This window comes from Amycolatopsis benzoatilytica AK 16/65 (assembly GCF_000383915.1).
Taxonomy (GTDB): Bacteria; Actinomycetota; Actinomycetes; order Mycobacteriales; family Pseudonocardiaceae; genus Amycolatopsis; species Amycolatopsis benzoatilytica.
The window spans coordinates 3794728-3813061 of the sequence record NZ_KB912942.1; the positions used below are offsets into that span (position 1 = coordinate 3794728).

16 protein-coding genes are annotated in these 18334 nt (G+C 72.2%); 5 read left to right on the top strand and 11 right to left on the bottom strand.

Annotated elements, in window-relative coordinates; translation table 11 throughout:
- Nucleotides 1-78: 78 nt before the first annotated feature.
- From AMYBE_RS0117285 to AMYBE_RS0117320, 8 genes are all read right to left on the bottom strand, one after another.
- Nucleotides 79-2001, bottom strand: coding sequence for a peptidoglycan D,D-transpeptidase FtsI family protein (locus AMYBE_RS0117285; RefSeq protein ID WP_020660647.1), 1923 nt, complete (start codon nucleotides 1999-2001; stop codon nucleotides 79-81).
- A 181-nt stretch (nucleotides 2002-2182) separates the two neighbouring features.
- The gene (ftsL, locus tag AMYBE_RS0117290; protein ID WP_020660648.1) at nucleotides 2183-2875 is read right to left on the bottom strand and encodes a cell division protein FtsL; all 693 of its coding nucleotides are present in this window, start codon (nucleotides 2873-2875) and stop codon (nucleotides 2183-2185) included.
- Nucleotides 2872-3828, bottom strand: a complete 957-nt coding sequence (rsmH, locus tag AMYBE_RS0117295; protein ID WP_020660649.1) for a 16S rRNA (cytosine(1402)-N(4))-methyltransferase RsmH — start codon at nucleotides 3826-3828, stop codon at nucleotides 2872-2874. Before rsmH ends, ftsL begins: the two co-directional genes overlap by 4 nt.
- A gap of 189 nt (nucleotides 3829-4017) precedes the next feature.
- Nucleotides 4018-4449 (bottom strand): division/cell wall cluster transcriptional repressor MraZ, encoded by a 432-nt coding sequence (gene mraZ / locus AMYBE_RS0117300; RefSeq protein WP_009080393.1) that lies wholly within the window; start codon nucleotides 4447-4449, stop codon nucleotides 4018-4020.
- 506 nt (nucleotides 4450-4955) lie between these two features.
- On the bottom strand, nucleotides 4956-5669 hold the full coding sequence (locus AMYBE_RS0117305) for an ESX secretion-associated protein EspG (RefSeq protein ID WP_020660650.1): 714 nt from the start codon (nucleotides 5667-5669) through the stop codon (nucleotides 4956-4958).
- Nucleotides 5666-6250 (bottom strand): PPE domain-containing protein, encoded by a 585-nt coding sequence (locus AMYBE_RS0117310; protein WP_020660651.1) that lies wholly within the window; start codon nucleotides 6248-6250, stop codon nucleotides 5666-5668. The genes AMYBE_RS0117305 and AMYBE_RS0117310 overlap by 4 nt, the downstream gene beginning before the upstream one ends.
- A 22-nt stretch (nucleotides 6251-6272) precedes the next feature.
- On the bottom strand, nucleotides 6273-6818 hold the full coding sequence (locus tag AMYBE_RS0117315; RefSeq protein ID WP_020660652.1) for a DUF3558 family protein: 546 nt from the start codon (nucleotides 6816-6818) through the stop codon (nucleotides 6273-6275).
- Entirely contained in the window at nucleotides 6811-7176 is a 366-nt protein-coding gene (locus AMYBE_RS0117320) for a hypothetical protein (RefSeq protein ID WP_020660653.1), read from the bottom strand. The genes AMYBE_RS0117315 and AMYBE_RS0117320 overlap by 8 nt, the downstream gene beginning before the upstream one ends.
- Before the next feature lie 262 nt (nucleotides 7177-7438).
- Here AMYBE_RS0117320 and AMYBE_RS0117325 point away from each other — a divergent pair, with 262 nt between their 5' ends.
- From AMYBE_RS0117325 to AMYBE_RS0117335, 3 genes are all read left to right on the top strand, one after another.
- On the top strand, nucleotides 7439-8509 hold the full coding sequence (locus AMYBE_RS0117325; RefSeq protein ID WP_020660654.1) for an AAA family ATPase: 1071 nt from the start codon (nucleotides 7439-7441) through the stop codon (nucleotides 8507-8509).
- Nucleotides 8510-8540: 31 nt separating this feature from the next.
- Nucleotides 8541-9812, top strand: coding sequence for a DUF58 domain-containing protein (locus AMYBE_RS0117330; RefSeq protein ID WP_020660655.1), 1272 nt, complete (start codon nucleotides 8541-8543; stop codon nucleotides 9810-9812).
- A 262-nt stretch (nucleotides 9813-10074) separates the two neighbouring features.
- Entirely contained in the window at nucleotides 10075-12642 is a 2568-nt protein-coding gene (locus tag AMYBE_RS0117335; protein ID WP_020660656.1) for a transglutaminase TgpA family protein, read from the top strand.
- A gap of 307 nt (nucleotides 12643-12949) precedes the next feature.
- On the opposite strand, the gene AMYBE_RS0117340 is transcribed toward AMYBE_RS0117335, so the two are convergent.
- The 3 genes from AMYBE_RS0117340 to AMYBE_RS0117350 form a co-directional block, all read right to left on the bottom strand.
- On the bottom strand, nucleotides 12950-13354 hold the full coding sequence (locus AMYBE_RS0117340) for a DUF3040 domain-containing protein (protein ID WP_020660657.1): 405 nt from the start codon (nucleotides 13352-13354) through the stop codon (nucleotides 12950-12952).
- A gap of 619 nt (nucleotides 13355-13973) precedes the next feature.
- Nucleotides 13974-15191: a DNA polymerase IV gene (gene dinB, locus AMYBE_RS0117345; protein ID WP_020660658.1), complete on the bottom strand. Its 1218-nt coding sequence runs from the start codon at nucleotides 15189-15191 to the stop codon at nucleotides 13974-13976.
- A gap of 110 nt (nucleotides 15192-15301) precedes the next feature.
- Nucleotides 15302-16027, bottom strand: a complete 726-nt coding sequence (locus AMYBE_RS0117350; protein WP_020660659.1) for a methyltransferase domain-containing protein — start codon at nucleotides 16025-16027, stop codon at nucleotides 15302-15304.
- A 111-nt stretch (nucleotides 16028-16138) separates the two neighbouring features.
- Here AMYBE_RS0117350 and AMYBE_RS0117355 point away from each other — a divergent pair, with 111 nt between their 5' ends.
- Both AMYBE_RS0117355 and AMYBE_RS0117360 read left to right on the top strand, forming a co-directional pair.
- Nucleotides 16139-16990, top strand: a complete 852-nt coding sequence (locus tag AMYBE_RS0117355; RefSeq protein WP_027927749.1) for a ParA family protein — start codon at nucleotides 16139-16141, stop codon at nucleotides 16988-16990.
- Between the two features lie 3 nt (nucleotides 16991-16993).
- Nucleotides 16994-17812, top strand: coding sequence for a DNA-formamidopyrimidine glycosylase family protein (locus AMYBE_RS0117360; protein ID WP_020660661.1), 819 nt, complete (start codon nucleotides 16994-16996; stop codon nucleotides 17810-17812).
- Nucleotides 17813-18334 lie beyond the last annotated feature (522 nt).

The window sequence follows — 18334 nt, forward strand, 5'->3', positions numbered from 1 at the left end:
TCTCCCGGCAAACGTCCGGGAAGGGCCCCTTGCGGGAATCCAAGTCCCGCAAGGGGCCCATCCCGGACCTTCCGGCAGTCAGCCGACGATGAGAGGCACCACCGGCGACGGGCCGTCGGACAGCGGAATCTGGTACCGCTGCGTCAGGTACGAGGCGATGGTGTGGAACAGCGGGGCCGCCGAGTGCCCGGCCGGCGTGCTGTCCGGCGCGTCCAGCCGGATGCCGACGACAAAACGGGGGTGGTCGGCGGGCAGGATGCCGGCGAAGGTGATGTTCGCCAGGCTGGCGCTGTATGCCTTGGTGTTCGGGTCGATCTGCTGGCCGGTGCCGGTCTTGCCGGAGATCTGGTACCCCTCCAGCGCGGCCGAGGGCGCCGTGCCGGAGTTCTGGCCCTTGCCTTTCTGGATCACCGCGCGCAGCATGTCCCGCACCGTCTTCGCGGTCTCCGCGCTCACCACCCGTTCGGTCTTCGGCGCCGGTTCCGGCACCAAGGTGCCGTCCGGGTTCTTCTTCGCCTTCACGATCCGCGGCTGGACGCGCAGCCCGTCGTTCGCGATCGCCTGGTACATCCCGGCCATCTGCACGACGGTCATCGAAAGGCCCTGCCCGATCGGCAGGTTGCCGAAGGTGGACGCGGACCAGGTCTTGCGCGGCGGGACGAACCCGGAGCTTTCGCCGGGCAGGCCGATGCCGGTCTTCTGCCCGATGCCGAACTTCTGCAGCAGCGCCAGGTAGCGGTCCGGGCCGACCTGCTGGGCCAGTTCCAGCGTGCCGACGTTGGAGGATTTCGCGAACACGCCGGCGGTGGTGAACGTCTGCGTCCCGTGCACCCACGCGTCGTGCACGGTCCGGTCGGCGACCTTGATCGAGCCCGGCACCTCCAGCGTCGAGTCCGGGGTGGCGATCTTGTCGTCGATCGAGGCGGTCGCGGTGACCACCTTGTTCACCGAACCCGGTTCGTACGGCGTGGTGACCGGCCGGTTGTTGAGCAGGTCCGGCTTGAGGGTGGACGGGTCGTTGGGGTTGAACGTGCTCGCGTCGGCCAGCGCGTACACCTCGGCGGTCTTCGCGTCCATGATCACCGCCTGGCCGCCCTTGGCGCCCGCCTTCGCGACGTAGTCGCTCAGCTGGCGCTGCAGTTCGAACTGCAGGTCGGAGTCGATGGTCAGCTCGAGGTCGGAACCCGGGACGGCGGCCTGCAGCACGTGCTCGGTGCCGGGCAGGTAGAGGTTGTCGTTCCCGTTCTGCGTGTTGACGATCTCGCGCCCGGGCGTACCGGCGAGTTCGGCGTCGCGCGAGGCTTCGAGCCCGACCACGCCGTGCAGGTTGTGCTTGGAGACGTCCGGGTCGTCCATCCGCCAGTTCGCCAGGCCGACGATGTTCGACGCGAGAGTGTCGCCCGGGTACTCGCGCTTGGCGCGCTTCTCGACGCTGATCCACGGGTACTGCTTGACGATCTCGTCCGCCGCCGACGGCTCGACGTTGTCCACGAGGTAGGTGAAGGACTGCTGCTTGTGCAGCAGCGCCAGCTGGTCGGCCTCGGTGGTGAGGTGCGGCAGCTTCTGCCCGATCAGCTTGGCCGCGCCGGCGACCTGGGACTCGAAAGTCTTGGTGGTGCCGGGGTGCTTCGCGGCGTAGTCGTCCATCGCCTTGTGCAGTGCTTTGAGGTTCACCGACAGCGTGCGAGTTTCCACGCTGAACGCCAGCTTCGCCCCGTTGCGGTCCAGAATGGACCCGCGCTGCGCCGGGATGTCGAGGGTGAGGGTGCGCTGCCGTTCGGCGGCGGCGGACAGCGCCGGCGCCTCGAACCACTGCACCTGCACGAGTTTCGCGCCCGCGACGACCATCAGCACGACCAGCACGATGCGCACCGCGGAGAACCGGCTGCGCTGCCCGCCGTTGCCCCGCTTCGCGACCGCGCGGCGGGTGCCCTCGGCGTAGGTCCGCCGGGCGCTGCCCGTCGCCCGGGAATTCCTGGAACGGGTACCGCCCGCGGCCATTACTCTTCTCCTCCGGAGTCTGGGGCGTCTGCCTGTCGGATGCGGCCGGCGGGCCGGACCGCCGCGAACCGCCCGCCCGGCCTCGCGCCGGACGCCGGGATCGCCGCCGTCTCCCGGACGGCCGCCGGATCAGTCCACTGTGCACTGTCCGGCCGCCGGGAGTGGCCGCGCCTGCCCGGAATCATTGCCCGCCTCCGGCTCCCGCCGCGGTTCCGGGCAGGTCGCCTTCGATGCCGGACTCGTTCGCGGGCGGCGCGTTGTCGGCCGGTGCGTTGTTGGCGGGCGGTGCGTTGTTCGCCGGCGGGGTGGCCGCGTCGCCTTGCGGCGCTTCGGCTTTCTTGGGTTCGCCGACGACAGTCGTCTTGCCGTCCTTGCCGACGACGATCCGTGCCGGGTCGCCGCCTGGCACCATGCCCAGCTGTTTGGCCGCCGGGGCCAGCGATGCGGGCGACTGTGCCTTCGCGACTTCGCGCTCCAGCCGGTCCTTCGTCTCCATCAGCGAAGCGTTGTCCGTACGCAGCTTTTCCAGCCGGTACGAGTCGGCGATCGCCTGCGTGGTGAACAACAGCGTCGCGGCGACGCCGACCGCCAGCAGCCCCATCATCACCAGCACGAACGACGCGCGAGAGCGCGGCCAGCGCAGCTTGAGCCGCGTACGCACGGTCGTCGCTTCGATCGTTTCCGGTTCGACGGAAGGCTTTTTCGGCGCGCGCTGGCGCAGCAGGTCAGCCCGCTGGGCGCGCCGGGCGTACGCGCGCTCGGCCGCGGAAGTGCGACGGCGGGCCGGCGCTTCGGTCTCGGTGTCGGCGGTGTTCCGCGGCGCTCGCTCGGCAGCGGTCGACGACGAGCGGCGGGTCTTCGCGGGTGCGGTCATCGCGGCTCTCCGATCCGTTGTGCTGCGCGCAGCCGCACCGAGGCGGCCCGTGGGTTGTGCTCGATCTCGCTCTCGCTGGCCTTTTCCGCGCCCCGGGTGAGCAGCTTCAGCTCCGGCCCGTGCCCGGGCAGTTCGACCGGAAGACCTTCCGGCGTCCGGGACTTCGCCCGTTCCGCGAACGCCTGCTTGACCAGCCGGTCCTCGAGTGACTGATAGGACTCCACGACGATCCGCCCGTCCACGGCGAGCACGCCGAGCGCGGCCGGCAATGCCCGGCGCAGCACTTCCAGTTCGCCGTTGACCTCGATCCGCAGCGCCTGGAAAGTGCGCTTGGCCGGGTGCCCGCCGGTGCGCCGGCTCGCCGCCGGGACCGCCGAGTAGAGCAGTTCGACCAGTCGCCCGCTGCGGGTGAACGGTTCCTTCTCCCGCTCGGCCACGACGGCGCGGACGATCCGCTGCGCGAACCGCTCCTCGCCGTAGTCGCGCAGGATCCGGATCAGCTCGCCGGGCGCGTAGGTGTTGAGCACGTCCGCGGCGGTGAACCCGGTGGTCGGGTCCATCCGCATGTCCAGCGGGGCGTCCTGGGAATAGGCGAACCCGCGTTCGGCGCGGTCCAGCTGCATCGACGAGACGCCGAGGTCGAACAGGATGCCGTCCACTCTGGACAGTCCGAGCCCGGCGATCGCTTCCGGGAGTCCGTCGTAGACGGTGTGCACGAGATCGACCCGGTCGCCGTGCCGCGCGAGCCGCTCCGCGGAGCGCTCGAGCGCGGCCGGGTCCCGGTCGAGACCGATCAGGCGGAGCCGGGGGAAGGCGGACAGCAGTGCGTCGGAGTGGCCGCCGAGACCGACGGTCGCGTCGACGAGCGTGGCGTCCCGGTCGGCCAGCGCGGGGGAAAACAACTCGACAATGCGGTCGAGCAGCACGGGAACGTGCTGCGGCGTGTCCGTCATGATCTTCCCCCTTTCCTGCGGCGTGTTCCCGGGGAAGATGCGGCGGATGCCGTCAGGTCCCTGCCCGCCTTGCTGACCTGGCACCGGGGAAGGTGCGCCAGGGGCGAAGTGCGGACAGAGGCCTCACGGCATCCGCGTCGAACGGCGAACCCCCGTCCCCCGACGACGCAGGTGCGCGCTGGACGTCTCCTAGAAGACGCCCGGCAGAACTTCCTCCCGAGCCTGTGCGTAGCTGTCCTCGTGTTCGTCCAGGTAGCCCTGCCACGCTTGGGCATCCCAGATTTCGAGCCGCGTGATCGCTCCGATCACGACGCACTCCTTGTTCAGCCCCGCGTACCGGCGAAGCTCCGGCGCGATGGCGACGCGCCCTTGCCCGTCCGGACGCTGTTCGTCCGTCCCGGCGAACAGGTAGCGCTGGTAGGCGCGCACCGCCTCGTTGGTGAACGGGGCTTCGGCGACCTTCCTGGCCATCTGCTCGAACTCGGCGCGGGGGAAGACGAAGAGGCAGTGGTCCTGCCCCTTGGTGACCATCAGCCCGCCGGCCAAGGCTTCGCGGAACTTCGCGGGCAGCGTGAGCCGCCCTTTGTCGTCCAGCTTCGGGGTGTGGGTGCCGAGGAACATCGGCGTCCACCTCCCTACCGGATCCGGTTGGCTCCCCGCCCGGTTCCGGCCCCGGGGCTCCCTTCCGCCCCACTGCGCACCACCGTACCCCACTTTTCACCACAGTCAACGAGTCCGACGGCCGCGCCACTCCGTCGTGTCGAGTGTTTGCGCAGGTCACAGCGGTGGGTGTGGGTGGGGGGACAGTGGGGGGACCGTGGCGAAGATCCCCCGCGACGGGGTCTTCGGCAACCTCGGACGGTCTGAAACGTCCACGTTTCGGCAGCGTGCAGACCAGATGCGGGACGCGGTGGGGGACGTGGTGGGGAGTGGTGGAGCGGCTGATGGGGCGCGGTGGGGACAGCGGGCGGGGGCGACTGAGGAGCGGCCCGGTGGAGTGAGGCGGGCCGCGTCGGTGACGCTCGGTGGGGGGGGGTGGGGCCAGCGGCCCCGCCGCACCGAGACACCCGGTGGGGACAGGCGGGACGAGCGACCCCGTCGCATCGAACCCGGCGAGCCCCGCCGCGTCACCTGCGCACCAGCCCCATCACCCGCTCCCCCAACCGAACGCTGTCCACCGGGGACACCGTCACCCACTCCTCGCCGTCCCGCCCGGCCGAAGGCACCGCCGAATACGCTCCCGCGTCCGTGTCGAACCACGTCAGCCCGCCCGTCCGGACCGCTTTCCCGGCCTGGTCGCGGACGCGCACCGTGAACTGCCCCGCCGCGAACACCGGCCGCGCCTGGATCGCGCGCAGCTCGTCCCCCTGCACACCGCGCGCCGAAACACCGTCCGCTGAAGCACCGTCCGCGGGCAGCCGCACCCCATACCCGGGCCCCGCCGACAGCTCCGGCAGCACGCCGACGATCGACGACGCCAGCTCGCTTTCGCCGATCCCCCGCAGCCCGATCGTCCGCGACGGCTGCACCGCGACCACCGCGTTCCGTCCGCGCACCGCCGCCACCGCGCGGAACGGCTCGTCCGCGGTCATGTCCGCGAGCGCCTCGCACTCCACATATACGTCCGCCGACGCCAGCACGCGCAGGCGGTTCTCCAGTTCGGCGTCCAGCCGTCCGTCATAGAGGCCGCGCTCTCGCAGGTTCCGGTAGACCTCCTCGCGGATCGCAGACCGGTCGGCCGGAGTCTCCCCCACACTGCGCACGGCCAGCGGCGCGGGCGGCCGGTCGAGGCCGAGGTCGGACCAGACGATGTCGAACGCGGACGACGACAGCCCGATCAAGCCGGCCCCGTGCCCAGCGCCGGGACCGCGGGGAAACCGGTGCGCGGGACGAGGCTGTGCAGCGCCGCGTCGCGGGTGCGCAGGACGTCGATCGCCTTCTGCCGGGCGGCGTCGGCTTCGGCCCGGCGGGCGTCCATGGCGAACGACAGGCCGGCCAGTTCCAGCACGTTTCCGCTGGCCGCGGCGGAGCGGATCATCGCCGCCGGGTCGTAGTCCACCGGCGGCGGCATGTCCGCGCGGGCGCGGGCGGCGACTTCTGCCTGGCCCTGTACGGCGTCGGCGACCTGCACCGACACCGTCGCCGTCTCGGCCAGCCAGTTCGCCGCCTTGCCGAGCACCGCGCGCATCGCGTCGCCGGAGTCGCCCTGCCAGGTTTCCTCGCTGCCCGACGACAGCGCGGCCAGGCCGCTGATCGAGTCCTGCAGCCGGTGCGCCAGCCCGGCCCAGCGGGCGCCGGACTCGCCGGCCGCGGCCGGGTCGTTGCCGTCGACCGCCTGCGCGGCCAGCGCCGCGTGGCTGAACGCCTCGTACCGGGCGCTCGGCACGGGAACGACCGGGGAACCGGCCGGGGTGTCGGTCACGACTGTCCTCCTCGTGCGGGGTTCACGGCAGCTTCGGTTCGAGCAGCCCGGCGACCTCCGACGCCCGGGAGCAGGCGAGCGCGGAGTCTGCGAAGCTGGCGTTGTTCACGTCGACCTGCACGCTCGCCGCGCCGCCGACGTCGAGCAGCACCGCACAGGTGCCGTTGCGGCCGGACACCTGCAGCGCCTGGTGCGAGCCGACGTCCTTCTTGGTCCGCTTGCCTTTCGAAACGTCGAGATTGGCGAGCCCGTTGACCTCGTCGAGCGTCACTGTCAGCCCAAAAGTGGACGGCACCGTCCAGTCGCAGGCGCGCGCCTCGCCGATCGTCTTCGGCTTGCCCTGCACCGTGAGCCCGGCCGTGGACCGGTCCTGCGGGGACAGCAGCGTGCACGGGTCGAGCTTGGCCAGCGACGCGCCGGACGACGGCGGCGGCCCGGCGGAGGACGGCGCGCCGTCGGCGGGAGCGGCGGGCAAGATGCCCGGCATCCGGCCGCATCCGGCCAGCGCGAGCGACAACGCGACCGGGACAGCAAGGAGGGCGGCGCGCGCCGCGAACCGGTCAGCCACCGACGCAGTCCACGCCGTCGGCCGCTTCGCTGTCCTGGCCGCGGTACTTCTCCAGCGCCCCGCCGATGCGCGTCTTGAGCTTGGCGATCTCCTTGCCGAACGCGGTCAGCTGGTCGGCCGCCGATCCGTCGCCGTCGATGCCGTACTTGGCCATGAACTCCCCGACCTCGCCGGCGTACCCGCCGCCGAGCGGCACCGCCCGGCCGAGCACCGCGGCCTCGCGCGCCATCTCGCCGACGACGTCCTGCAGCTCGCCGAGTTTGGCGTAGGTCGCCGACGCCAGTTCCGGGGTCACCGCGAACCTGCCCCCGGAAAGCCCGGGCAGCCCGGCTCGCCGTTCCGCCTCGGCCTCGCTCATGCGCGGTGCACCTCTTCCGACGTCGAACAATGGTCGGGCGACCTCGTTGCACAGCGTACGACAGTGCATACAGTCAGCGGGATCACCTGAAAATGCCCCATAATCACTCGGAAGAAGGAGCTCAGAGGTAGCTCCGCGTCAACACGGGGCGATCTCGGGGTCTTCGCACCACCAGTTCGCCCGGGTTTGACACACTGGGGAGAACGCTGGACGCGGCGCGCACCCCGGCGGTCCGTCCAGCCAACGCGCCACAGGAGGCCGAGTGACGTCGAGAATCCAGTCCGCTTCCCCTGCCGGTCCGCAGGGAGGCGATTCCCCGGGGAACGGGCAGCCGTACCCGCCGGTCGCGTCGCCGGACGGGGTGCCCCGGCTGCCGGCGGCCGGGCTGGACGAACTGCACGACACCGCCCGGCGGATCGCCGCGAACGTGGAGCGGGTCCTGGTCGGCAAGCCGGACGTCATCCGGATCGCGCTGGTGACCCTCCTGGCCGAGGGCCACCTGCTCGTGGAGGACGTGCCCGGCGTGGGCAAGACGTCGCTGGCGAAGGCGCTCGCGCGCTCGATCGACTGCACGGTCAGCCGGGTCCAGTTCACGCCGGACCTGCTGCCCAGCGACGTCACCGGCGTTTCCATCTATAACCGGCAGACCGGCGAGTTCGAGTTCCGGCCCGGTCCGGTGTTCGCGAACATCGTGGTCGGCGACGAGATCAACCGGGCCTCGCCGAAGACCCAGTCCGCGCTGCTGGAGTGCATGGAAGAGCACCAGGTCACGGTCGACACGAGCACCTACCGGCTCGGCGCGCCGTTCATGGTGCTCGCGACGCAGAACCCGATCGAGATGGAAGGCACCTACGCGCTGCCGGAAGCCCAGCGCGACCGGTTCACCGCACGGGTGTCCATCGGCTATCCCGACCAGCAGGCCGAGCTGGCCATGGTCGACGAGCACTCCGGGCACAACCCGCTGGCCGACCTCGCCCCGGTGTCCGACGCCGCCACCGTGCTGCGGCTGATCGAAAAAGTCCGGACGGTGCACATCGCCCCCGAGGTCCGCCGGTACGCGGTGGACGTCGTCGCGGCGACCCGGCAGGTGCCGGAGATCCGGCTGGGCGCGTCGCCGCGCGCGACGCTGCACCTGGTCCGGGCGGCGCGCGCGCAGGCCGCGCTGTCCGGGCGCGACTACGTGGTGCCCGACGACCTGCACACGGTCGCCGTGCCCGTGCTGGCGCACCGGCTGGTGCTCACCACCGAGGCGCACGCCGCCCGCCGTTCGGCGACCGACGTGGTCCGCGCGGTGCTGCACCGCGTCCCCGTCCCCCAGGGCTCGGCCCGCTGAGGCGTCCCCGCTACCCGATTCGAGAATCGACATGCTGCGCGCGCTGTCCGGCCTGACCACCCGCGGGCGATGCCTCCTGGCCGCGGGGATCGCCGCGGCGGTGTGCTCCCTGGTGCTCAACGAACGCGACCTGCTGCGGGTCGCGGTGTTCGTCGTCGCCCTGCCGCTGCTGGTCGCCGTCTACATCTCGGCGACCCGGCTGCGCCTGGGCGCCGCCCGGACGCTGCGCCCGGACCGGGTGTCGGTCGGCTCGACCGGCGAGGTCGACCTGGAGCTGTGGCGCAGCGGCCGCCTGCCCGGCGGCGAGGTGCTGCTGGAGGACGGCGTGCCGTACGCGCTGGGCACCCGCCCGCGTTTCGTCGTCGAACGGCTGCCGCACGAACGGCGGGTGCTGCTCCGCTATCCCCTGCAGCCCGGTCTGCGCGGCATCCAGCAGGTCGGTCCGCTGCGCGCGACCATCACCGACCCGTTCGGCCTGTGCGAATTCGAACGCGAACTGATCGGCCACTCGCGGCTGGTGGTCGTGCCGCGCGTGGTGCCGCTGTGGGGTCTGCCCGGCGGAGCGGGCGCCGGAGCCGGCGACGACGGCAGCGTCCGGCTGCACTCCGGCCAGGGCGAGCCGGACGTCATCGTCCGCCCCTACCGCACCGGCGACGACATGCGGAAAGTCCACTGGCGCTCGACGGCCCGCCGCGACGAGGTCATGGTCCGCATCGAAGAACGCCCCTGGCGCGGCGGAACGACGGTGCTGCTCGACCACCGGGCGGCGGCGCACCACGGCAGCGGCCCGGACGCGAGCCTGGAGTGGGCGGTGTCGTTCGCCGCGTCGGCGTCGCTGCATCTGCGCCGGACCGGCCACCGCGTGCGCCTGGTGACCGAACACGGCACCGCCCTGGCCGACGCCCCTGCGGACGGCGGGGAGAGCTACGACAATCTCGTCCTGGACGCGCTCGCCGCGCTCCAGCCGGCCCACCAGCGCGACGTGACACTCGGCCACGACCCGGCCGAAGGACAGGAACTGATCGCGATCCTGGGCACGGTCGGCGCGGAAGCGGTGCACGAGCTGACCCGGTACCGGGCGCGCGGGATACGCAGCCTGGCGGTCCTGCTCGACACTCCGAGCTGGACCGGCTCGACCGACCCGGACCGGCCGGCGGCGGCGACACGAGAGTCGGCGGACTTGTTGCGCGGTGCAGGGTGGGGCGTCGTGGTCGCCGGGCCGAGGACGCCGATGCCCGAGGTGTGGGGCCAGCTCTGCCGAGCAGGCACTCACCGTTCGACGGTGATCGGCGGGACGCGATGACCGCCGAGGGAAGTCCGGTCTTCGCCGCGCGGCGCGTGGCGGGATCGTCGGGCGGGGCTGTGCCGCACAACCGCGAGCACCCGTCTCGGCCGCTGCCCAGGCAATGCCCGGAAGCCCGGCCCGGCACCCTGCCGGTACGCGCCGCCTCACCCCAACTGGCCCGCACCACGCGGCCCGCCAACCGCCCGGCACGCGCCGCCGCCCGCCAGCCGGCCCGCACCACCCGTCCCACGCTCACCACAACCGAAGGCAGCGGGATCCGATGACCACGACCGCTCCCCGCCCTTCGTCCGCGCCGCCGATTCCGCACACGCCGACCCCGCGCCCGACCGAGCCGCCGCCCGCGTGGCGCAGCAGCCTGCTGCCGCCGGTCGCGGCCGGGGTCGCGACGTTGTGCGCGGCCACCTCGCTGACCAGCGTCGTCTCCGGCTGGGCGTGGTTCGGCTATCTCGTCGTCGTGGTCGTGCTGGTCGCCGGGACCGGGCTGGCGCTGCGGTCGTTGCGCGCGCCCACCGTCGTCGCCGGGTTCGGGCAGCTGCTCGCGCTGTTGTTCCTGGTCACCGGAGCGTTCACCACGCAGGGCGTGCTCACGGTCTTCCCCGGGCCCACCGCGTTCGGCGAGCTGCGGGCGACGCTGGTCGCGGCTGCCGACCAGATCCGGATCGGGTTGCCGCCCGTCGACAGCACGCAGCCGATCCTCTGCCTGGTCACGATCGCGATCGGCCTGGTCGCGGTGCTGGTCGACACTCTCGCCGTCGCGGCCGCGGCGCCAGCGGCGACCGGCCTCGTCCTGCTCTGCGTGTACGCGGTGCCCGCCGCGCTGTCCGACGAACTGCTCCCCTGGTGGACGTTCGTGCTCGGCGCCGGCGCGTTCGCCTGCCTGCTCGCGCTCGACGGCAACCACCGGCACCGCCGCTGGGGCAACCGCGACGCGCCCGGCTCCGGCGGCTCGCTGCGGTTCGCGCAGGCCCCGGTCGCGGTGGTCAGCTCGGCGATCGTGCTCGGCCTGCTCGGCGGCGGCATCACCTGGGTCGGGACGGTCGGCAAGATCCCGTTCGGCACGGGAGCCGGCGGCAGCGGAGACGGCGCCGGCGGGTTCGGCATCGCACCGTTCACGCAGCTGCGCGGACTGCTCGACCAGGGCGCGAACACCGAACTGTTCCAGGTGCGCGGCCTCGGTTCGGATCGCAGGCTGATGCGCGCGTTCACCCTCGACACCTACACCCCCAACAAGGGCTGGGGCCTGCGCGCCGGCGGCCAGGCGCAGACCGGCGTCCTGGCCAACAGCACACTGCCCGCCGCACCTGGCGACGACGGAACCGGGGTGTCGCGGGAGATCCAGATCCAGCCGACCCGCTGGGTCGACAACTGGCTGCCGATCTACGGCGCCCCGCGCGCGCTCCGCGGCGTGCCGCCGCAGTGGCTGTACGACCGCACCAGCGGTTCCGTCTTCACCACGACCAGCGAGACCGCGCCGCCGTACGTGGAAACCGCGTCGTTGAAGGAGCCGACCGCCGCCGAATTGCGCACCGCTGCGCCGAAATCCGACGAGGTGCCCGCGCTCTACACCCGGATCGGCCAGGTCGACAAGCGCGTCGTCGCGCTGACCGACCAGCTGATCTCGGGCAAGGCCAACAACTTCGACCGGGCGACCGCGCTGTGGCAGTACTTCAGCGCGCAGAACGGTTTCGTCTACGACACGAAGACCGCCGACGCGACCGACGCGGACGCTCTCGCCGACTTCATCCTCAACGGAAAACGGGGCTACTGCGAGCAGTACGCGTCGGCGATGGCGGTGATGCTGCGGGTCGCGCACATCCCGGCGCGCGTCGCGATCGGCTTCACGCCGGGCGTGCAGAAGAACGGCTACCAGTCGATCAGTTCGCAGGACGCGCACGCGTGGGTCGAGGCTTACTTCGGCGACAAGGGCTGGGTGACCTTCGACCCGACCCCGCTCGCCGACGGCCGCGGCATCGTCCCGCCGTACCTGGAGCAGAACAACCCGAGCTCGCAGCAGCCCAACGCGACCGACGAGCTGCCGACCGCTTCCCGCTCCGCCGTCCCGTCGGCCAAGCCGCCGGCCGACAAGGGCCAGGACCAGGCAGCCCCCGCGGCCGCGACCGGCACGACCGAGAACGACAGCTGGATGAGCTGGCTGGCGTTGGCACTGGCCGTCCTGGGCGTCGGCGCCGTGGCGACGTCGTACGTCCTGCGCCGCCGCCCGCCGCCGACCGTCGCGGCACCGCCTTCCGGGGTGCCGCCGGGCGCCCATCCGGACGGAAACGTCCTCGTCCGCGACGCGGAACTCGCTCCGAGCCCGGTGCAGGTGGCGGTCTTGTGGCTGCCGCTGGCCGGCGCGGTTCTCCTGCTGGCCGCACTGGCCCTGCTGGCCGCAATGGTGTCGTGGTGGTTCGCGGTGGTGGTCGTGCTCGTGCTGGCGGCGATCGGCGGCCCGTCCTGCGCGCGGGACCTGATGCGCCGCCTGCGGCTCCAGACCATCGCGACGCACGCCCCCGGCGCGGCCGACGCGGCGTGGCGCGAACTGAAAGCCGAGTGTGTCGACCGCGACCTGCCGATCTCGGACAGCGACACGGTCCGGGTGGCCGGCGGGAAGATCGCCGAGCGCCACCATCTGGACGACGAGGGTCGCGACGCCCTGCGGAGCGTGTTGAGCGCGGTGGAACGCCGCTGGTACAGCGATGCGGAGACGCCGGACCCGACCCTGGGGCCAGCCTTCGGGCGGCTGCGCGAGAGTCTGCGCCGCACGGCCCCGCTGTCGTTGCGGGGACGCTTGTTCCCACGTTCGGTGCTGCGCCGCCGGGGTCGGTAAGGCCGGGTCGGCATCGACCGCGGCCCGGGTTCGCTAACGGCTGGCCCGCGCGGCGGCTGCTGGCGCGCGGGCTGCTGAGCACGCGGTCCGTTGGAGCGCGCGATCCCGCTTCCAGGCGATGCGGCTGGCCGGTCCGGACGCCCCGCACTCGCTCCGCGGCCGGTCCGTGAAGGGCCCCTTGAGGGAATCTAAGTCCCTCAAGGGGCCCTTCACGGACGTCGGCAGCCGGAACACGACGGTCCAGCGGCCCCGCGCACGAGAAATCCGCGCTCCACCCCGAGGGGAGAAGCGCGGATTCACCGGCGCGTTATTGCCCTTCGAAGCGCTGGCGGAAACGTTCCTCCATGCGCTGGGTGAACGAGCTCTTGCGGCCGGCCTGCTTCCCGCCGCTGCCGCCGCCGTCGTCGTGGGAGTTCTTGCCGCTGTCGCTCTGGTGCAGCGACGTCACGGCCATCATGACCCCGAAGAACATCACGAGGAACCCGAGCACGCTGACCACTGGGACGTCGGCGACCCGCAACACCGGGATCACCGCACCGAGCACCAGCAGCGCGACGCCCACCACGAACAGGGCGATCCCCTGGATGCGCCGACGGCGCGCGGGTCGGCGCAACCGGGTGCCACGCACCGTGGATGCGAACTTGGGGTCCTCGGCATAGAGCTCGCGCTCGATCTGGTCGAGCAGCCGCTGCTCATGCTCGGAGAGTGGCATCTTTCCTCCTCCGGCACAGCTGTCGCGGGCGCCGGGCCGCGCAACGTCCTGGACCCAACAGCCAACCCCAGGCGGGGTGGCACTGTCCAGGATACGAGCCCCGCGCTCGTCCGACTACCCGATCCCCGATCCGGAAATGATCGAATCGGGGGAAATCCCGGAAGAACCCTGTTGACGGTGGGTTACCGCGACGGAAGTCACCCCGTTCGGCGCATGCCGCGCGCCCGGAAAGGCCCGCCTGCCTCCCCCGCGCGGGGTCCCTCGTCACGGAGAGCGGCCGGATCCGCCCCGGCCACCCGACCTGTCGACACCGGCCCGCGAGACCGATCGGCCGATCGACACCGACTGCCACCGATTCACCCGCTCGACGCACAGCGCGGCAATCCCTGACCGCACCGGCGGCGGGGCGGGAGATGACTCAGCGCTACCGCTTCACCGGGATCCGCGCCCCGGACGGCGGTGCCGCCCGGGCCGCCGACCGCACGGACCAGGGTGCCGTCCCCTAGGGGTATTCCGGGCGGCGATCCGGCCCTGAGCGGGCCCGCGGGTTGGCTTCCCGACCGGCCGGGCTGGGCGCGGCCCAGGTCACTGCGGGCCCGGCCGCGTGCGCCCGCTTCCCTCACTCCGGCCGAGGAGCCAGTAACGACGCCGGCCGAATCGCCGCCGAGCCGAACTTCCGCCGGGCTACGTCCGCCGCCACTTCCGCGTCCCGCCAGCGGGGCTCGTCATTGGCGAACGCCAGCTGTTCCCCCGCGTCCCCCGCGTCCAGCCCCTCCGCCCGCACTCCGATCAGCCGCACCGCTCCGGTCGGCGCGTGCTCGGCCAGCAGCTCCACCGCGGTCCGGTGGATGTCCCGCGCCACGTCCGTCGAGGACGGCATCGTGCGGGCGCGGGTGATCGTCTGGAAATCCGCGAACCGCACCTTGATCGAAACCGTCCTCGCCCGCAGACCGCGCGACCGGAGCGTCGCCCCGACCCGTTCGGACAGCCGCAGCAGTTCCCGGCCCAGCTCGGCCCGGTCGAGGACGTCGACGTCGAACGTGTGCTCCGCCCCGATCGACTTCTCCGCCGACTCCGGTTCCACCGCCCGGTCGTCATGGCCGTTCGACAGCGCCCACAAGTGGTCCCCCGCTGCCCGGCCCACCGCGCGGCGCAATCGGGCCGGCGGAGCGGCCGCGACGTCCGCGATGGTGTGCCAGCCGTGCTGGCGCAGCTGTTCCTCGGTCCGCTTTCCGACGCCCCACAGCGCCGACACCGGCAGCGGACGCAGGAACTCGAGCATCTCCGCGGCCGGAACGATCACCATCCCGTCCGGCTTCGCCATCCCGGACGCCAGCTTCGCCACGAATTTCACCTTCGCGACGCCGACCGAGCAAGCGATCCCATGCTCGGACTGCACCCGCTCCCGAATCCGCGCGCCCAGCACGCCCGGAGTGCTTCCCAGCCGCCGCAGGGCGCCGCCGACGTCGAGGAAAGCCTCGTCGAGGCTCAGCGGCTCCACCAGCGGCGTGAGCTCCCGGAAAATCCGCATCACGCCGCGCGACACCTCGCCGTACAGGCCGGGCGTCGGCTGGAGGCAGACCAGCTGCGGGCACAAGCGCTTGGCGGTCGAAAAGGGCATCGCCGAGCGCACCCCGAACCGCCGCGCCGGGTAGCTCGCCGCCGCCACGACCGAACGCGGGCCGCCGCCGGACACGACGACCGGCTTGTCCGCCAGTTCCGGCCGGCTGCGCAGTTCGCAGGACACGAAGAAGGCGTCCATGTCCACGTGCAGGATCGAGCAGCCGGTGTCGTCCGGCATCTCGGTCGCGCCCGTGGTGACGCGGTAGCGGGCCATCCCGCTCGGCAGTTCGGCGTTTCTCCCCACGCCCGCGGACGCTACCCGGCGGCACCGACAATTCCCGGAGCCCGCCGACCGCGTCGACGGACCGGGTGACTTCCGCCCGGTCAGCCGCGCCGGGCGATCGCGTGCAACCGGCCGGCGACGTCGCGCAGCGCGGGCACCGCCGAAGCGGCCAGCTCGAACTCCGCCAGTTCGTCTTCGCGGACCCCGCCCGGCACGACGTCGGAGATGACCCGGTCGCCCTGCACCAGCCCGACCTCCAGGCCGGCCGCGATCAGCGACTCGGTCAGCCCGGCGCTGTCGTACCGGCGCAGCACGGTGTCCCCTGCCACGATGCCCTCGGCGTTCTCCAGCAGCCGCTGCGCTTCGGTGATCCGGCCGGCCAGCGCGCGGTGCAGCACCGCCGCCATCCGGTTGGCCACCAGCACCGAGACCGCGCCGCCGGGGGCGACCGCGGCGGCCAGCGCGTCGAGGACCACCCGCGGGTCGTCCACGACCTCCAGCAGGCCGTGCGCCAGCACCAGGTCCGCGGAACCGGCCGGGACGTACGCGCCGAGCGAGTCGGAGTCGTCGGCGATCACCGTGATGCGGCCGGAGACGCCCGCGTCCTCGGCCCGGCGGCGCAGCGTCGCGAGCGCGTTCGGGTTCGGCTCGACGACGGTGACCAGGCAGCCGGCCGAGGCGAACGGCACCGCCCAGCCGCCGCTCCCGCCTCCGACGTCCACGACGACCGGCTGCTCCACTCCGCGGGCGCGCGCGGCCCGCAGCTCAGCCTCGAGAGCTCGGCGAACAGCGCCCGAACCTCGGGCGGCGACGGTGTCGGTCTTCATGGCGGACAGGGTAATGGCCGCCGGTCACGCGCCGTGACCCGCGTGGGCGCCGCAGCGGCGTTCACCACCTTCCGCGCTACCGCCCCGGCGCGGGGCCCGTACGCTTGCCGAGTGCACACCGTCGCCGTTCTCAGCCTCAAGGGTGGTGTCGGCAAAACGACAGTTGCGCTCGGTATCGCGTCGGCCGCGTTGCGTAGGGGAACCCGCACGCTCGTAGCCGATCTCGACCCGCAGGGCAACGCCACCACCTCGCTCGACCCGCCGTTCACCGACGCGACCCTCGCGGACGTGCTCGAGACGCCGGCCAGGGCGGTGCTCGAACGCGCCATCGCGGCCAGCGTCTGGAGCGAGGACATCGACGTGCTGGTCGGCGCCGAGGAGCTGGAAGCGCTCAACGAACCCGACGCGGACCCGCGGCGGCTGGAGAACCTCGCCCGCGCGCTCGACGAACTGCATCAGCACCCGATCCGCGAGGACCCGTACGAACTGGCGATCGTCGACTGCCCGCCGTCGCTGGGCCGGTTGACCAAATCGGCGCTCGTAGCCGCCGACAGCGCGTTGATTGTGACTGAGCCCACAATGTATGCGGTCGCCGGCGCTCAGCGCGCGCTCGAAGCGATCGAGCGGATCCGCGAGGAGAGCAACCCGGGGCTGCGGCCGATCGGCGTGCTGGTGAACAAGCTGCGGGTGCGGTCGTACGAGCACCAGTTCCGGGTCGCGGAGCTGCGCGAGAACTTCGGCTCGCTGGTGATGCCGACGGCGATCCCGGACCGGCTGGCGGTGCAGCAGGCGCAGGGCGCGTGCAGCCCGATCCACGAGTGGCACTCCCCCGGCGCCCAGGAGATCGCGCTGACGTTCAATATGGTCCTGGCGAAGATCCTGCGCTCCAACCGCGCCGGACGCCACCGCGTCCGCGGCGAAGAGGAAGCCGCGCAGCCGGAAGTGTCGGAAAACGCGGGCTGACCGGTGCCCGAAGGCGACACCGTATTCCTCGCCGGGAAGCTGCTCGACCGCGCACTCGCCGGGAAAACGCTGGTGCGCGGCGAGTTCCGGCATCCCGAGTTGGCCACTGTGGACTTGGCAGGCCGGCGGGTGCTCGGCGTGGGAACGGTCGGCAAGCATCTGTTCGCCCGGTTCTCCGGCGACCTGACGCTGCACAGCCATCTCAAGATGGACGGCGACTGGAAGATCCAGCCGGCCGGCGCGAAGTGGCCGATGCCGGCGCACCACGCGCGCGTCGTGCTGATGACCGACGACGTCCAGGCGATCGGTTTTCGGTTGCACGACTTGAAACTGCTGCCCACCGCGGAGGAGCACTCGCTCGTCGAACACCTCGGCCCGGACCTGCTGGATCCACAGTGGACAGACGAGCACGCCGCACGGGCCGCGGCGAACCTGGCGGCGAAGCCGGACCGGGAACTCGGCGACGCACTGCTGGACCAGCGGACGATGGCCGGGGTCGGCAATCTGTACAAGACGGAGATCTGCTTCCTGCTGCGAGTATCGCCGTGGACTCCGGTGTCCGAAGTGGACACTGGACGCGCGGTGGCGCTCGCGCGCAAGCTGCTCGCGGCCAACGCCTGGCGCCATGAGCAGGCCACCACCGGCGACCTCCGCCGAGGCAGGCGCACCTGGGTCTACGAACGCACCCGGCAGGGCTGCTTCCGGTGCGGCGGACCGGTCGTGGTGCGCCCGCAGGGCGACGGGCCCTACCAGCGGCCGACCTGGTGCTGCCCGCGCTGTCAGCCCGGCCCGATCCCACCGGACGGACTGCCGCGCAAATGATGTTGCCGGACCCGCAGGTCCGAGGTTAGCGTGGCAGTACACAAGAGAGGAGGTGGTCCTGAGTTGTATTCCCACAGGACTTGTGAGGTGGCTGTCCGCTAGCGGATGGCACGTGTTGGGACTTTGAGCAGCGATGCAACCTGAGCCACCTTCGGCTCATCGCCTGCTTCACGTGCTGCCTGCTGACGAATACCAGGCAGTCACCGGATTCCCGGGGTTCCCGAGCACCAGTCCGGCTCGGGCCGGGACGCCCACGGCGTCCCGGAGCCGCCCCGGGAATTTCCTATTGCCCGGCTCCGCGCGGTACGGCCCGATCCTTCCCGAACCGGACGGCTCCGCGACCGAGTCGCCCAGCCGCGCGACCAAACTTCTCTTGAGTTCCGTGAAGGGCCCCTTGCGGGAATCCAAGTCCCGCAAGGGGCCCTTCACGGAAACTACCACCGCAAGCCGAGCGGGCGAGTCACGCCGAACGGACGAAGGAGACGGCGGGCGACGGCCGGTTCGCAGCGGCCGACTCGCCGG

Bases quoted from the DNA above. Each gene is read 5' to 3' on its own strand.
- mraZ (WP_009080393.1), bottom strand. From the start codon at position 4,449: ATGTTCCTCGGCACCCACACCCCGAAGCTGGACGACAAAGGGCGGCTC.
- rsmH (WP_020660649.1), bottom strand. From the start codon at position 3,828: ATGACGGACACGCCGCAGCACGTTCCCGTGCTGCTCGACCGCATTGTC.
- AMYBE_RS0117285 (WP_020660647.1), bottom strand. From the start codon at position 2,001: ATGGCCGCGGGCGGTACCCGTTCCAGGAATTCCCGGGCGACGGGCAGC.
- dinB (WP_020660658.1), bottom strand. From the start codon at position 15,191: ATGGCCCGCTACCGCGTCACCACGGGCGCGACCGAGATGCCGGACGAC.
- ftsL (WP_020660648.1), bottom strand. From the start codon at position 2,875: ATGACCGCACCCGCGAAGACCCGCCGCTCGTCGTCGACCGCTGCCGAG.
- AMYBE_RS0117330 (WP_020660655.1), top strand. From the start codon at position 8,541: ATGCTGCGCGCGCTGTCCGGCCTGACCACCCGCGGGCGATGCCTCCTG.
- AMYBE_RS0117335 (WP_020660656.1), top strand. From the start codon at position 10,075: ATGACCACGACCGCTCCCCGCCCTTCGTCCGCGCCGCCGATTCCGCAC.
- AMYBE_RS0117320 (WP_020660653.1), bottom strand. From the start codon at position 7,176: ATGAGCGAGGCCGAGGCGGAACGGCGAGCCGGGCTGCCCGGGCTTTCC.
- AMYBE_RS0117350 (WP_020660659.1), bottom strand. From the start codon at position 16,027: ATGAAGACCGACACCGTCGCCGCCCGAGGTTCGGGCGCTGTTCGCCGA.
- AMYBE_RS0117340 (WP_020660657.1), bottom strand. From the start codon at position 13,354: ATGCCACTCTCCGAGCATGAGCAGCGGCTGCTCGACCAGATCGAGCGC.